The 15508-nt window shown below is 45.8% G+C and carries 15 protein-coding genes and 1 other annotated feature; of the genes, 3 read left to right on the forward strand and 12 right to left on the reverse strand.

The genetic code is table 11. The features are described from left to right. Positions 1–145 precede the first annotated feature (145 nt). Positions 146–367, reverse strand: a binding site (T-box leader). 54 nt (positions 368–421) lie between these two features. The 5 genes from MOC09_RS17025 to MOC09_RS17045 form a co-directional block, all read right to left on the reverse strand. Next, positions 422–1825: an MFS transporter gene (locus tag MOC09_RS17025; RefSeq protein WP_268371252.1), complete on the reverse strand. Its 1404-nt coding sequence runs from the start codon at positions 1823–1825 to the stop codon at positions 422–424. Then, a complete protein-coding gene (locus MOC09_RS17030) occupies positions 1822–2295 on the reverse strand; it encodes an Rrf2 family transcriptional regulator (RefSeq protein WP_268358937.1) in 474 nt (157 codons plus the stop codon). The genes MOC09_RS17025 and MOC09_RS17030 overlap by 4 nt, the downstream gene beginning before the upstream one ends. A gap of 111 nt (positions 2296–2406) precedes the next feature. Next, positions 2407–2907 carry a YwgA family protein gene (locus MOC09_RS17035; protein WP_268358934.1) on the reverse strand — a complete coding sequence of 167 codons (501 nt, stop codon included), beginning with the start codon at positions 2905–2907 and terminating at the stop codon, positions 2407–2409. Between the two features lie 35 nt (positions 2908–2942). Next, on the reverse strand, positions 2943–4244 hold the full coding sequence (locus MOC09_RS17040) for an HD domain-containing protein (RefSeq protein ID WP_268358932.1): 1302 nt from the start codon (positions 4242–4244) through the stop codon (positions 2943–2945). A gap of 161 nt (positions 4245–4405) precedes the next feature. Beyond that, positions 4406–4630: a DUF1450 domain-containing protein gene (locus tag MOC09_RS17045; RefSeq protein WP_268358931.1), complete on the reverse strand. Its 225-nt coding sequence runs from the start codon at positions 4628–4630 to the stop codon at positions 4406–4408. 213 nt (positions 4631–4843) lie between these two features. Between MOC09_RS17045 and rsfA the strand changes: the two genes are divergently transcribed. Further along, a complete protein-coding gene (rsfA, locus tag MOC09_RS17050) occupies positions 4844–5623 on the forward strand; it encodes a prespore-specific transcription regulator RsfA (protein ID WP_268358930.1) in 780 nt (259 codons plus the stop codon). A gap of 143 nt (positions 5624–5766) precedes the next feature. On the opposite strand, the gene MOC09_RS17055 is transcribed toward rsfA, so the two are convergent. The 4 genes from MOC09_RS17055 to pta form a co-directional block, all read right to left on the reverse strand. Beyond that, on the reverse strand, positions 5767–6657 hold the full coding sequence (locus MOC09_RS17055; RefSeq protein WP_268358929.1) for a carboxylate/amino acid/amine transporter: 891 nt from the start codon (positions 6655–6657) through the stop codon (positions 5767–5769). 169 nt (positions 6658–6826) lie between these two features. Beyond that, positions 6827–7672: an octanoyl-[GcvH]:protein N-octanoyltransferase gene (gene ywfL, locus MOC09_RS17060; RefSeq protein ID WP_268358928.1), complete on the reverse strand. Its 846-nt coding sequence runs from the start codon at positions 7670–7672 to the stop codon at positions 6827–6829. A gap of 47 nt (positions 7673–7719) precedes the next feature. Further along, positions 7720–8619, reverse strand: coding sequence for a cysJI operon transcriptional regulator CysL (cysL, locus tag MOC09_RS17065; RefSeq protein ID WP_268358927.1), 900 nt, complete (start codon positions 8617–8619; stop codon positions 7720–7722). 144 nt (positions 8620–8763) lie between these two features. Next, positions 8764–9735, reverse strand: coding sequence for a phosphate acetyltransferase (pta, locus tag MOC09_RS17070; protein WP_268358926.1), 972 nt, complete (start codon positions 9733–9735; stop codon positions 8764–8766). 269 nt (positions 9736–10004) lie between these two features. Between pta and hemQ the strand changes: the two genes are divergently transcribed. Together hemQ and bacG are read left to right on the forward strand one after the other, a co-directional pair. Then, positions 10005–10769: a hydrogen peroxide-dependent heme synthase gene (gene hemQ / locus MOC09_RS17075; protein WP_268358924.1), complete on the forward strand. Its 765-nt coding sequence runs from the start codon at positions 10005–10007 to the stop codon at positions 10767–10769. A 131-nt stretch (positions 10770–10900) separates the two neighbouring features. Further along, positions 10901–11680, forward strand: a complete 780-nt coding sequence (bacG, locus tag MOC09_RS17080; protein ID WP_268371254.1) for an NADPH-dependent reductase BacG — start codon at positions 10901–10903, stop codon at positions 11678–11680. Between the two features lie 13 nt (positions 11681–11693). Here the strand turns inward: bacG and bacF are convergent, their stop codons facing one another. Genes bacF through bacD form a run of 3 tightly spaced genes read right to left on the reverse strand, consistent with a single transcriptional unit; the run spans position 11694 to position 15493 of the window. Then, positions 11694–12893, reverse strand: a complete 1200-nt coding sequence (gene bacF, locus MOC09_RS17085) for a transaminase BacF (protein ID WP_268358921.1) — start codon at positions 12891–12893, stop codon at positions 11694–11696. Next, a complete protein-coding gene (gene bacE / locus MOC09_RS17090; protein WP_268371256.1) occupies positions 12894–14078 on the reverse strand; it encodes a bacilysin exporter BacE in 1185 nt (394 codons plus the stop codon). Then, complete coding sequence (gene bacD / locus MOC09_RS17095) at positions 14075–15493, reverse strand: alanine--anticapsin ligase (RefSeq protein ID WP_268371258.1); 1419 nt, start codon at positions 15491–15493, stop codon at positions 14075–14077. Before bacD ends, bacE begins: the two co-directional genes overlap by 4 nt. Positions 15494–15508: the final 15 nt, after the last annotated feature.

Raw genomic sequence — 15508 nt, forward strand, 5'->3', positions numbered from 1 at the left:
CCCCAATGCTGCTCCAAGGCGGTAAATGATATCCCTAAGCTGGGAAGCTCTCACCTTTTCTTCCCTCTCTGAAAACCGTAAATATCATTCATGTCCTTTTCTTCACATGTATTCAATTCAAATAAAAAAACACACCCATCCCTCTAAAAGGGACGAATGTGTTTATATCCGTGGTTCCACCCAAATTCCCGACAAACGCTATGTTGCCGGCTCGGTGCTGTAACGCAGCATGACGGTATCGGATACTTGATTTCCCCGATACGGCTCAAAGGCGGTAAGCTGCTTTCCCTGCGTTAGGAAGATCTCAGCTGTCCTTCCCTCTCTGGAAACCGTAAAAAGCATCTCATGTCCTTATCAGTGCCTGTTGTTTCAATAATTTTTTATATCTTACTATATATTCCCACAAAGCGCAATCTGTGATTTACATTTTTTCTGACGCGGCAGTCCCGTTATGAACGGACAGAAATAGCCATACAAGCAATGCGGAGAGGCTGTACGCCGCTCCCATCATCAAAAACGTAAACCCGGCTCCGGTGTACCAAGTGGCGGACAGATGAATGATCACTCCGGAAACCGCTACGCCGACCAAGGCTCCGATTTGCCGGTTAGCATTCAAGGCCGCACCCGCGATATTCGCATGCTTTGGTCCGGCAGCCTGCATGATCACAGTTGTCATGGCAGGAACCGCAATACCGGTGCCAAGGTTCATGACAGACATCAAAACCGCCAGCTGCCAATATGGAAAATCTGGAGAAACCAGAACAAATAATAGCAGTGCAATAATACAGCTGACCGCCATTGACATAAACATAAGCTGTCCTGCTTCAAACCGGTTCGCCAGACGGGCAAACAGCAGATTTCCGATCACGAATACTGCCATCATCGGCAGCAGCTCAACGCCAGCCATAAAGGAGCTTGCGCCTCTTGCTTCCTGCAAAAAAAGGCTCAGCATAAACATGCCGCCGAAAAGGGCGAAGTTCAACAGAAACCCGATGAATTGAGCAGCTGAAAAACGGCCATTTTTTAATAAAGATGCCGGCAGAATGGGTGTTTCCGCAGAGAATTCCCGCAGCAAAAACAGCACAAATGCCAAAATTGCGCCCGCGAATGCTCCGAGAATCACAGACGAGCGCCAGCCTGCAGAAGGTCCCTGTATCAATGCAAAGGAAAGAAAACCGAGAGCCGCCATTCCAAGCAGATGCCCCGTGATATTTATGCGGCTGCTTTTTCCCGGTACGCGGTCGAGTATTTGGTAAGCTAAAATGATCGCAGCAGCCCCTAACGGCACATTGATCAGAAAAATACTCTGCCAGCCCGCCAACTGCACCAGCACACCCCCAATAAAAGGCCCAAGGCCTGAAGCCGTGGAAACAAGTGCGGCCCACAGTCCAAACATTCGCGTGCGCACCCGCTCATCAGGGTAAGAGGCAGCCAAAAGGCTGAGTGAGCTTGGCATAAACAAAGCCGCACCTATTCCCTGTATGAGGCGTCCGGCAATCAGCATCTCGCCATTGATCGATACAGCACAAAGACAGGAGGCCAGAACAAAAACGGCTAAGCCCAATATATATATTGCCTTCGAGCCGAAACGGTCAGCCAAGGCTCCGCCCGCCAGCAAAAGCGACGCAAACGTAAGGATGTATCCGTCCACAACCCACGTCACACCTGAAAGTGACATCGAAAGAGCGTTTTGCATATCAGCCATCGCCACATTTACAACGGTTACATCAAGAGTAGCCATGAGAAAACCAAGAGCGAGCACGATTAGCACAGACATGCTTGTTGATGATTCAGAAGATTTTTGCAGATGCCCGCTGTGCTTCATTGGAATTGCCCCTTCAATTGCCCGTTTACCCAATCATCTATTTTTTCAAGATCATACAATTCCCCAACTCTGTCCATGACATGCTGTAAAGATTCTTCTCTCATGAGATTGGCCCATTTCTCCTCGATTTCCCCCATGACTGTCTCCAGCACACAGTGACTTTCACCCTCGAATACGGATTGCAGCAGGCCTTTCCCCTGATACATCGTACCTCTGCCCTCGACCGCTTGATAAACATCATAGAGCGTCATGTCCGTCAAAGGCTTCGCAAGGGTAAAACCGCCCTTCGTCCCCGGGATGGATTCTGCCAGGCCGGCTTGAACCAAAGTCCTCATCAGCTTCTTCAAATAAGACGGAGACACGCGCAAACGCTGGCTGATGGCCTCTGACGTTAAAGAAGCCTGTACGGGCAGCCGTGACAGTAACAGCAGCACGGAAACCGCCTGCTCCATCCCTGATTTCATTTTCATCATATTCACTCCTGTTTCATTATAGATAACTATTATCCACAATAGATCCATTAGCAGCTTTTGTCAATAAAAAAAGCAAAAGAAACGGATCATTTCTTTTGCTTCGTATGGTTAACAAATCTGCTTCAGTTCTTCTATGTATTGAAGCGCTTCGTCATATTCTTCATTTGTATATTTTTGCTTGCTTTTGATTGTAAAGACTTTTTCTTTCTTCTCTTCGGCCTCAAGCCCGTCAAAGTAAAGGATCGTGGAGACCAGTTCTAAAAACCGTGATGAACGGCTGTTTACACTGTCGATATAATCTTTGATATCCGGCATATCCAGATCAGCATGGTCTAAAAACGCAGAGCCTGTCTCAGTCAGCGAATAACGGTATTGAAAGTAGCCGCCTTTTTTTTCCTTCACCTCATGCAGAAATCCAAGGTTGCACAGCTCTTCAATTTGGAGCGTCAGTTCCTCTGAATACGGTCCGTAAAAGTGAAAATCATATTTCTCATAGAAAGGAAACTGCATTTTCTTTGCGATATAAATCATTTTCTGCAGCTTCTTTCGCCCGATGATTTCTCCAGAATCCGAGAACACCTTCATCAGTTTTGCATGTTCTTTCAACAAATTCCCGACATCTCCTTTTTCCTTCTTTCCAATTTCTATGTCAGTCCCAGCAGCTGCCGGATTTTCATTTTCGCTTCCGGATGTTCAGACCCGTCACAAATCAGATCCTTCGGGTAGTACAGCTTGTGATCCGTCCGCCGTTTCCCGGAGATGGATTCCACAATAGCTGACTGTCTGGACAGCTCTTTAATGTGGCCGTTTTGCGTCAAGAGATGGATCGGCAGACGCTCCTCTTCCTCTCCCGGACGGTAAAAATCGTATGGCAGATCTGAAGAAGAATCGACGACCAAATAATAGCTCGGATCAATTCCCGCCTCTTTGAACAATGAAGTCAGCTCAAAATATGCCGACATTTCTTCGTTCGGATTGAATTCAACGTATTGGAACAGCTGGCGGTTAATGAATCTGCGGCACAAATCGGATAAAATCGGATCTTCTTCATCCTCCCAGGCCTGGAAGTAATACAAAATAATAGATTCATCCAGCTTTACATAATCCTCCAGTGTCAATTTCCCTTCAAAGATAGAATAAAAATGAACCGGAGCGTGAGTGAAAACATAGCCTTCATCGTGCAGCTGCTTAGCCCTGTGAAGAATCTTCGTTAAAATAACCTCTGCGCTTCTTGTCACAGGATGGAAATACACCTGCCAGTACATTTGGTAGCGGCTCATAATATAGTCTTCGACAGCGTGCATCCCGCTTTCTTTAATGACGATCTGATCCTCGCGCGGGCGCATCACCCGAAGAATCCGCTCCATATCAAAATGGCCGTAGCTGACGCCCGTATAATAAGCGTCGCGCTGCAGGTAATCCATGCGGTCTGCGTCTATCTGACTCGAAATCAGGCTGACCACTTGCTTGTTTTTATATGTTTTGGCAATGACTTCAGCAACATCCTGCGGGAAACCCGGACTCACCTTTCTGAGCACCTGGTTGACCTCTGTGTCCCCCAATATGATTGCTCTTGTAAAATCTTCGTGATCAAGGTGAAAGACTTTTTCAAATGAATGCGAGAACGGCCCGTGCCCGAGGTCATGAAGCAGCGCCGCGGCCAGACAGAGTTCGCGCTCACTGTCATCCCATTCAGAGCGGCCTTTAAAGACGTCATCAACCATTCTCCTCACAATTTCATAGACACCAAGAGAATGGTTAAACCGGCTGTGCTCAGCGCCATGGAACGTCAAATACGTCGTGCCGAGCTGCTTAATTCTGCGAAGACGCTGAAATTCACGGGTTCCGATCAAATCCCATATCAGCTTGTCCCGTACATGAACATAGCGGTGCACCGGATCTTTAAACACTTTTTCTTCTGATAATTTTCCATTTGGATACGCCATCGTCATTCCCTCTTTTTTTTAGCCGTGTTTCTATTATATCGACTCTATTCTTTGAAAACATCCTTGAATTTGCCCGGCGATTTGTTCCACCTTTAAGAAAAACACATGATGTGAAGCAAAAAAGCCTGACCTGAGGGCCGAGGCTATGTAAAAATATGTTTTTACTTTTTAATTTTCTTTTTTACTTTTTCAATCAGCTCATCCTCTGTCGGAGCTGACAGCGGGCGATTGTTCACAAATGCAAATGATTTTTTCCGTCCGGGCCCGCAATAAGATTGGCATCCAATCTCAACCTTTGCATCAGGGTCCACTTCTTTTAAACGCGGCAGCAAAGTTTTGATATTAGTGGCTTGGCAATCATCACACACTCGAAATTCATTAGCCATGACGTACGCTTCCCTTCATTTCTATGTTCATCTATGTGAATAACCTAAAATTGCTTTTCAAAAAAATCACATCACTCTTCATTTTACAAGGATTCGACTGTTCCTGCAAGCCGCTCCACCCTTCGTATCTCCTATTCTTTCAGCCAACTTGTATAAATATTTTCCAAACTGGACATTCTAATACCATGAAAAGAAAAATGGGAGTTGAGATAAATGACAAAACAGCGACAAGACGCTTGGTCAGAGGAAAATGATCTGCTTTTAGCCGAAACAGTGCTTCGGCATGTGAGGGAGGGCAGCACTCAGCTGAACGCCTTTGAAGAAGTCGGCGATAAATTAAACCGGACATCTGCAGCCTGCGGATTCAGATGGAATGCAGTCGTCCGCCATCAATATGAAAAAGCGCTTCAGCTTGCGAAAAAACAGCGAAAACAGCGGATGAGAGCGCTCGGAAACGGGCAGCCTGCAAAAAAAAGACTATTATATCAGCCTCCTGCGGTTGATCCTGAAATCATACAAGAAACCGCCGCGGAGGAACCGGCCAAAACGGATGCGCCAGCTGTCGAAAAGGAGCAGCAGCCTTTAATGTCAGGCGAACATATGCCTTTTGTGGATGAAAGCTTTAAGGAAGAGTTAGCTAGTCTATCACACTTATTGTCTCCTCAAACGCCTGCAGCGGCACCTGAGATGACGATGAATGATGTGATCCGCTTCCTGCAGAATTACGAAGGCAATCACGAGCAATCATCAGCATTAAAAATGGAAAATGAACGTTTAAAGAAAGAAAATCAGGAATTGCAAAGCAAAACGGAACAGCTTGAGGCTGAAGTTCAAAAGCTTGAAAAAGACCAAAAAACAATCCAAGAAGATTATGAAACCTTGGTGAAAATTATGAATAGAGCCAGAAAGCTAGTTTTATTTGAAGAAGATGAACATGCCTCTCCGTCCTTCAAAATGGACCGGAACGGCAATTTAGAAAAAATGGCAGAATAAGTTAGAAAAATCCCAAAACAGCAGCTGATTTTGGGATTTTCTCCATGTGCAAAATCCCCTTTTCCATTGAGAAAAGAGGATTTTATTATTTTGCAGCTGGCTCCGCTATTCTTGTAAAATGAGGCCAAACTTATGCGAATCTATTAAGACATGTGAGCCGCCTCGGCCGTTTTTTGTTTCCGAGGCGCAGCGGAAATGACCAGCAGCCCCAGCATCATCAGCGCAATGCCAAGCCATGAGGAAAGTGAAAGCATTTCTCCTATGAAAAACACACCCAGCAATGAGGCCGTCAGCGGTTCAGCCAAAGACAGCGTGACCGCCGCTGAGGCCGGAACACCGGTAAGCCCTTTTACAAACAAAAAGTAAGCGGCACATGTTGCAATTAACCCGATGTAAAGGCTCGTTCCCATTCCTCTGGGGGTCAATATCCACGAGATATCTGACTGCCATAATAGCGGCGTCAGCAAGATGGCGCTAATCATAAAAACAACGGCAGATGTAGCTCGCGGAGGCTGAGTTTTCATCATCCATTTACTGATTAGCGTATAGCCCGCAAAAGAAGCACCCGCTCCAAGTGCCATAAGAACACCACCCGCATCAATCCGAACATTGGACCCGTCGGAAAACAGAATCCAGCAGCCCGCCAAAGCCAGCACAGTCGCGATCCACCAGGAGTTTCGCGGACGTTTTTTCAATACCGCCCACTCCAGGCTCCCGGCAATGACAGGCGCGCTGCCGATGGCAATCACCGTTCCCACTGCGATTCCGGTTTCTTTAACAGCTGTGAAAAACAGGGGCTGGTAACACGCCATACAAACTGCAGCGGATAATACGAGCGGCCATGACCAATTTTTCACGTGAAGCTCTCGGCTGATCCAAACCGCAAGCAGCATGGCACTTCCCCCTATTAATAACCTGAACGCTCCAAATGCCAGCGGTGTAGCGCTTTCTGGAGCCAATGCCTGAACGGTTCCCGTTGTCCCCCAGAAAAAAGCCGCGAGCAGCACAAACAGGCTGTAAAAATTCCCCTTCATCTGCCTCTCTCCTTTGTATATGGATGCTGACTTCATTTTATCGTTTTTCTTTTTGTCAGGGTTATCTGCATGCAAGAAGGATTTATCTGAAAATAAGATTGTTGGGGATAAAATGCCGATTAAAATAAAAATGCATGCCGGCCGGAAACGGCTGGCATGCGAAGAACGTTCACCCAAATACCTTTGCATTCCGCTCAGCCATCCGGACGAGGTTTTTCTCAAATTCCATTTCCTCATCAATGGACAGTCCGGCTGAGTAAAGATGGGTGCTCAACGCTTTTAATTCCGTCAATAGAGCGAACATTAAGTCTTGTACGGAGATGTCTGTCTGCAGAAGCTCGCTTAAGGACGCCATCGTTTCCGGACGTATTTCCGGATACACGCCTTTTTTATCGTTTCGTTTGTCCTTCAGCGCCGCTTGGTAGAACCGTCTGATCAAGTCGGCCCTTTCACTGCCGCTTTTATCTGCGCAAAGATAAATTTGAACAGCAACTCCGCCGCGAACTCGTCTTTGAGAGATGCCTGCGAATTTTTTGCCATTTATGCTGAGGTCATAGCTGCCGGGACAATAAGACCCTTCAATTTCATAGGCTTCGATCTTTGCTTTGTATGGCTTCAACATCCGTCTCATCAGCTCAACCATCGCTTCATATCCTTTGTCTATATCGATGCCTTTCTTTTCATCTTCGAATATGAGCGAAAGATTTAAAACACCTTCATCCAAAACGACAGCTAGACCGCCGGAATTGCGTACGATTACACGGTAGCCTTCGTTCTCCAGCAAGGAGATGCCGTCCTGCAAAAACGGGAGGCGTGTATCCTGTATTCCAAGGACAATTGTATCGTGGTGAACCCATGAGCGCGCTGTCGCCGGCGACACGCCTTTTCCGACGGACATGCACAGCGTATCATCCATTGCGAAGGATTGCTTCGCATCAAATAAAGGGCCGAGACTGGATTGGTCAATGACTCTCCATGTCGGCTGCTTCAGTAAATCAATCGGTTGGTTTGCCATCTATGTAAATCCCTTTCATGTTAGGCTTATGAACGAAAACTATTATATCATTTCAGCCGCTGTGATTGATAATTGCTTTTCAGCATCGTAATGAAAATTTCTTTATTTTTTGTATTCTCCATGAGAGGAGAATGGATGTAAGACAGCTTGCGCTTTAACGAGAAATCTTTTATATGGAGAACTGAAATTTCACGATGGAGCAAATCCTTATGCAGCACGCTTCTGGATAGAACCGACAGCCCCATGCCATTGATCACCGCTTCTTTTACACCTTGATTGCTGCTGATGGTGAACATTGATTTCGGCCTCAGTCCGTTCGAGCTGAGCACATGATCAAGATATTCCCTCGTCCCGGAGCCTTTTTCCCTAGACACCCATGCTTCGTTTTGCAATTCACTGATCGAAATATCGCTCCGTCCAGACAGCGGATGCTGATTTGGCGCGGCAATGCACATTTCATCCTCCATGAACGGTTCAATTTCCAGTTCATTCTCGTTTGTATGTCCTTCAATCAGCCCGATATCAGCCTGAAGCATCCGCACACGCTCGCTGACCTCCTCTGTATTACCGATCATGACATCGAGATTCAGCTCTGGATACAGCTTTTGCAGCTGGGCCAAAAGTGGCGGAAGAATATACTCTCCAATTGTAAAGCTGGCAGCTATTTTCAATTTGCCTTTGACATAGTGATGATGTGCGTAGATTTCTGCCTTGGCTTGCTCGTAAAGAAATACCATTTGCTTTGCTCTCTGATATAAAATGTCCCCTGTCGGCGTTGTCGTAAAGTGTTTTGGTGACCGGTTCAGGAGAGCCGTTTGAAATTCTTTCTCAAGATTTTTGATATGCAGACTGACGCTGGGCTGGGAGATCATCAGCTTTTCCGCCGCTTTTGTGAAGTTTTTTTCTTCTACTACCGCTATAAACGTTTTCAGCACGTCATAATACAAAAACCCCACCCCTGTCATTCATAAAATATATGGTAATCATCAGTTTTCTTTATTGTACTCATATCATAGATCCTGGTAAAGCAGGCTATACCGGCGAAAAAAAGGCAGCCCTCCGAAAGAGAGCTGCCACCGTCTTCATTGTTATTACAGTGCTTGCGCCGCTGTAATTAATGCGAGATTGTAAACATCTTCAGCGTTACATCCTCTTGAAAGGTCGTTTACAGGCATATTTAAACCTTGCAGGATTGGTCCTACCGCTTCAAAGTTGCCCAAACGCTGAGCGATTTTATAGCCGATGTTTCCTGCTTCAAGGCTTGGGAATACGAATACGTTAGCGTCCCCTTTGATCTCGGAATCCGGCGCTTTTTTCTCAGCTACAGCTGGAACAAATGCAGCATCGAATTGGAACTCGCCGTCAAGTGTGAGTTCAGGCGCTTTTTCTTTCGCGATTTTCACAGCATCCGCTACTTTTTCTGTTTCATCAGATTTTGCTGAGCCTTTTGTAGAGAAGCTGAGCATTGCCACGCGAGGCTCAATGTCGAACATTTTTGCCGTATTGGCACTTTCGATCGCAATCTCGGCAAGATCTTGGCTGTCAGGCGCAATGTTGATCGCGCAATCCGCGAATACGTATTGCTCTTCTCCGCGAGCCATGATGAACACGCCGGAAGTCTTTTTCACGCCTTCTTTTGTTTTGATGATTTGAAGAGCCGGGCGGACAGTGTCGGCTGTTGAGTGAGCCGCTCCGCTTACAAGTCCGTCTGCAAGGCCTTTGTACACCAGCATTGTACCGAAGTAGTTCTCGTCTAATAAAGCTTTACGGGCCTGTTCCTCAGTCGCTTTGCCTTTACGGCGTTCTACGAATGCTTGTACAAGGTCTTCCATGCCTTCATATGTATGAGGATCATAAACCTTAACGCCATCCAGCGTAAGGTTCAATTCTTTTGCTTTTGCTTGGATCTCATTTTCATTGCCGATCACAATCGGATTCAGCACTTTGTTTCCTGCAAGCTTGCTGACCGCTTCTAAAATACGCTCGTCTAAGCCTTCAGGAAATACAATGTTAACGTCTTTTCCAGCTACTTTTTCTTGCACTGTTGAAAATAAATCTGCCACAATAAAACCTCCTCAAAAAGTTACAAAAACGCTTTCTTTTACTAGCATACTCTTCTTCCAATCAAATTCAAACAGCCAACTTTCATTATAGCGCTTTCATGAAAAAATCTTATTTTTCTAACTAATTTAAGTGACTCAATCTTCCCTTATAGGTTCCTCTATTTTTATGGAGTTATACGGAAGGGATGTTCAAGGTTTCTCCACAGTAGAATCGGATAAACTATGGTATAGTGAAGGCAATCATGAAAAGATAATAGGAGTGAAGATAAATGAGTGAACAGCAAATGACAAACGAAGCGGCAAAAACGCTTGACGGCTGGTATGCGCTTCATGATTTCCGCACAATGGATTGGACTTCCTGGAAGCTGCTGTCCAGCGATGAGCGCCAATCGATCATACATGAATTCACCGGGCTGCTTGAAAAATGGGGCGCAGTTCAAAAAGAAGGAAAAGGATCGCAGGCTCTTTACAGCATCGTCGGCCAAAAAGCTGATTTTATGCTGATGATTCTTCGCCCTACAATGGAAGAATTAAATCAAATTGAGCTTGAATTCAACAAATCAAGAATTGCTGAGTTCACCATTCCGGCCTACTCCTACGTATCAGTGGTAGAGCTGAGCAACTACTTGGCAAGCGGCGACGGCGACCCTTACGAAAATCCGCATGTGCGTGCACGCCTTTACCCTGAACTGCCGGAATCCAAATATGTATGCTTCTATCCAATGGATAAAAGAAGATCCGGCAACGACAACTGGTACATGCTTTCAATGGAGGAACGCAGAAACTTGATGAGAAGCCATGGCTTAATCGGCCGCAGCTATGCAGGCAAAGTCAAACAGATCATCACCGGCTCCGTCGGCTTTGACGATTACGAGTGGGGCGTGACATTATTCAGTGATGATGTGCTTCAATTCAAAAAGCTTGTGTATGAAATGCGTTTTGACGAAGTCAGCGCTCGCTACGGCGAATTCGGTTCATTTTTTGTCGGCAACCACCTTTCGCTTGATACACTTCCTCAATTCCTATATGTATAACATCTCTCCCGCCCAAATCGGCGGGAGTTTTTCAATCCTCCTTTATCAGAATTTAAATAAAATTTGCTATTTTCTTCGTTTTTTCTTACGATGTAGATAATAATCCATTTTTTTCAAAGGGGTGCAGTTATTTGTCAAAACGAACCGCATTTATTATGGGAGCCAGTCAGGGAATCGGGAAAGCAATCGCTCTGAAATTAGCAGATCAGCATTTTTCTCTTGTCATTAATTCACGAAAATTGGATAATATTGAACCTGTCAAACAAGACATTTTGGCCAAGCATCCTGAGGCGAGTGTCATTGTCCTTGCAGGCGATATGTCTGACCAGCATACAAGAGCCGGCATCTTTCAAGAAATCGAATCTCGATGCAGACGGCTTGATGTTCTGATTAATAATATCCCGGGCGGCGCGCCTGACACATTTGAGAACTGCAATATAGAGGATATGACGGCAACGTTCACACAAAAGACCGTTGCCTATATTGACGCTATCAAGCGTGCTGCCTCACTAATGAAACAAAATGAGTTTGGCAGAATCATCAACATTGTCGGAAATCTGTGGAAAGAACCCGGCGCCAATATGTTCACAAACAGTATGATGAATGCCGCTTTAATTAACGCCAGTAAAAATATTTCCATCCAGCTTGCTCCTCACAACATTACTGTCAACTGCCTGAATCCTGGTTTTATCGCTACAGACCGTTACCATCAATTTGTGGAAAATGTAATGAAAAAGAACAGCATATCCAAACAGGAAGCAGAGGAACAGGTCGCTTCCGGGATTCCGATGAAACGGGTTGGATCAGCTGAAGAAACCGCAGCGCTTGCAGCGTTTCTCGCCTCTGAGGAAGCATCCTACATCACGGGCCAGCAAATTTCTGCTGACGGCGGAAGCATGAAAAGCATATAAAAAAATCCCGCTTTTAGCGGGATACTTCTTGTAATGATGCAAACGGCAGGTTCAGCTTTTGAATCCGCATGACAAATTCCCGCAGATCCTCCTGCTTCGACACCATTGATATTCTGACATGCCTTCTTCCGTTGCTCCCAAATATTTCGCCCGGTGTGACAACAACATGGGCATGCTTTAGCAAATAATCAGAGAATTGGTAAGATGTTTCAAACGTTTTCGGAATTTCAGCCCATACGTAAAAGGTTCCTTTTGGCTTTTCCATCTCCCAGCCCAGTTCCTTTTCACACAGCTCCGTAAAAAAGTCAATTCGTTCCTCGTAGACTCGTTTCAAGGATTCCGTTTGCTTCGGATCTCCCGAAAGCGCTGCGCTCGCCGCATGCTGCAATCCTCCGAACATGCCGACAAATACATGATCCTGAAATTCATTGACGGCCTGAATGATCTTTTCATTTCCGACCGCAAACGCCATTCTCCAGCCGGCCATGTTAAATGTTTTTGAAAATGAATAAAGCTCTGCTCCGACAGCTTTGGCGTCCTCTGCCTCAAGAAAGCTGGCCGGTTTTTTATCGAACTCAAACGCGCCGTATGCAAAATCATGAATCAAATGGATGTTATGCTCTTTCGCAAAAGCAGCCGCTTTGGCATAAAAAGCCGAATCAGCCACAGCTCCCGTCGGGTTATTCGGATAGTTTAAAAACATGAGCTTCGCTTTATCCAGCACAGCAGGATCAATCTTTTCAAAATCCGGCAGATAGCCATTTTCCTCATACAGCGGCATTTCGTGAAGCTCAGCCCGCGCCATCGTAATCCCTGATAAGTATTCAGGGTAGCCCGGATTTGGAACCAAGGCGATGTCTCCCGGATTGAGCAGGCATTGTGTCAGCACATACAAGCCGGCTTTCCCGCCCCCGAAGAGCGCAACTTCTGTTTCAGGATTGACTGACACCCCATATTCTCTTTTATAGAAAGCAGCGATGGCTTCCTTCAAAAAAGGATAACCTCTGAATGGGCCGTATCCGTGAAACGAAGGGTTTAGAGACGCCTCCCTCAAAGCCTCCACAATATGCGGCGGAGTGGGAAGGTCAGGGTTTCCCTGTCCGAGATTAATGATGTGCGCACCCGTTTTTTCCAATTCCTTCACCTTTTGAAAAACGAGAGAAAACTCTTGCCTTGGCAGTGTCTTGATGACGTCGGACGGTGTTATTTCCATCTAAAAGACTCCTTTTTGCTCCGTTTTGTTATCCCGTTCCAAAAACGATTTGTTGACGAGCTTCGTATGCAAAAACAATCCGCTTACGATCACAACAATCAGCCCCATAATGACCGGAGCGTTTAAGACGTTGATTAACATTGAACCAACAGAAATGCATAACCCGATCGACGCTTCCGCCACCGAAAAAATGCGCCCTTGGATCTGGTTTGCCGCGTTCTCCTGAACCTTCACCTTTGCGAGCACTTCCCCATATTCCATCGCGATGAAAAAGAGGATAGCGGCGATGACAGAGACAGCGAAGATCGGCGTGAATAAAAACAGCGCCAGCGAGACAATGGACAAAACGGCAAAGTACGTCAGGCCTCTATTGTTGTTAAAGCCCCATTTGCTGACAAGCGCCGCTCCGATGAAGCCGCCGAAGCCGATGCAGAACGTGAGAATAAAGTTGCCGATTTCCCCATCACCCAGAAAGCGGCTGACAATCGGAAAATAGCTGTACACAATCCCCCACAGCAAAGCCATTGTAATCATCGTAAACATGGCGTTTAATACGAAAGCATTGGTTTTGATTTCCTTGAGACCTTCTTTAAAAGACTGGAAGGCCTCTTTTATGTTTTCAGATTGAATCGGCACAAATTGCAGCTTAATGAGGCTGATAAAAAAGGCCGAAATCAAGTACGTCACACCGTTAAAAGCAACAGCCAGCTCTACAGATCCGCCTAACAGAAAAAGCCCTCCGGCAGCTGCCCCAACGATAATCGAGATGGTCGTCGCTTTTGCAAATAACGTGTTGATGCTTTTAATATCTGATTCCAAGGATGACATGACAGCGAGACGGGCCGGATTAAAAAACACACCGCTCCCATAGGATATAAACAGCAGAGCCAGAAAAATCAGCGGATACTCGCCTTTTGGAAGAAATGTGAGCCCCAAAAAGATGATGCCTCTGATGATATCCGTCCACAGCATGATCTTAATTCTGTCTAACCGGTCGACCAGAACCCCCAAAAATGGCTGGAACACCATTGGAATGCTTCTGACCACGATGACCCCCGATGTCACCCAATAATCATGATAATATGTAGACAAAATGAGCAGGGCAGGGAGAACACAATAGTCTCCCATAAACGATAGCGCCTGCCCGTATAGCAAGTATTTAGAGTTTGGCTTCAGCTGTTTCATACTGGCAGCACATACTTTGCCGTCAGCTTTGCATGCTGCTGAATTTGTCTGATTGATTCAGCCACATCCTGTGAATTGCTGCCTTTCAGTTCAAATGCAGCGATGGAATTGAAAGCTTCAAACAGTGTCAAATCAACTGACGTGCCTGGTGCTGCAGCCGAAAAAGAAACGATTTCAGTATCACCCTTTAAGAGTCCGTCCGGAATATCGATCGCTTCAATGACCAAATCCTCAGCAGTTTCAGGGATCTGCCCATTTCGTTTGAAGTGCTGCGGATACAAATGGCAGTCGGCAACATAATAAGGCTCTTGATCTAATAATCCGTCCGGCAGATCGGCGTCTTTTCCAACACAGAGAACGTCTAATAATAATTGCGCCATGTCGACGCCGAAGACCTTTTTAATATTAGGGATCATATTCCAGCCGGCGAATCTGGCTGCTGATTCTATTAAACCCGGTTCCCTGTTTTTCATTAGCTTGATCTCTGTATGTGTTGCGCAGTTTTGCAGTCCAAGCCCTTCATTTGCCTTTTTGGCAGCTTCGACAATTTTCTTTTTCGCCTCTTCATCCAGAATGGACGGCGTAATGTGTGATGTTTCTGTAAATCCGATTTGAGGCGTTTTGTCATGAATGGCGATCGGGAAATACTCACCATCAGCCATGATGCCTTCTATGCTGATATAGTCGGAATACCCTTCTGTTTGATACCAGTCTCCGTACTCACCCAGTAAAAATTCTTCAGCAATAAACGGCGCTTCAAATGTGACCGCCTTTGGCACGTTAATTGATTTCAGGTAATCATTAACTCTGTTAAATTCATCTTCTGCCGTCTCAGTGTCCGTAATCAGCGTTACGCCGATTGAACTCGCTAAGTATGTAGGCTTTAAGATAAGAGGTGTGCCGATCTCTTCAAGTGCAGCACGGAAATCTTCAAGAGTGGTAACCCGTTTGTTTTTAATTGATTTGACTCCAGCCTTATTAAAAGCGTCTCTCATTTTATTTTTATCTCTGGCATTTTCGGCAGCCTGCACGCCGGCACCCCTCAGGCCCAGACGTTCACAGGCTTTTGCCATCGGGGCAATGAATAATTCATTGTTTGTCGTGATGGCATCCGCTTCAAACATTTCGGCAACCTTGACAATTTGCTCGACGACCTCTTCTTCAGGCTTGTCATGATCCTCATGCGCCCAATAAATAGAATCCGGATGTTCAAAATCAGCTAAGCTCTGAAAATAGTCTTTATCTTTTATAACCGCGACCGAGTATTTTTCAATCAGTGCTGCATGAGAGGCTGTAATTGCAAAAGGTCTTGGAATAAAGCTGACCAGGTTATATTTTTCAGCAGCGCTTTTATAAAACATGTGCGGCGGGCAGCCTCCAAGATCAGCGATGACCAATACTGTTTTTCTCTCCATATGTAAAACACTCCT

It is taken from the genome of Bacillus sp. N12A5 (assembly GCF_026790125.1).
Lineage (GTDB): Bacteria > Bacillota > Bacilli > Bacillales > Bacillaceae > Bacillus.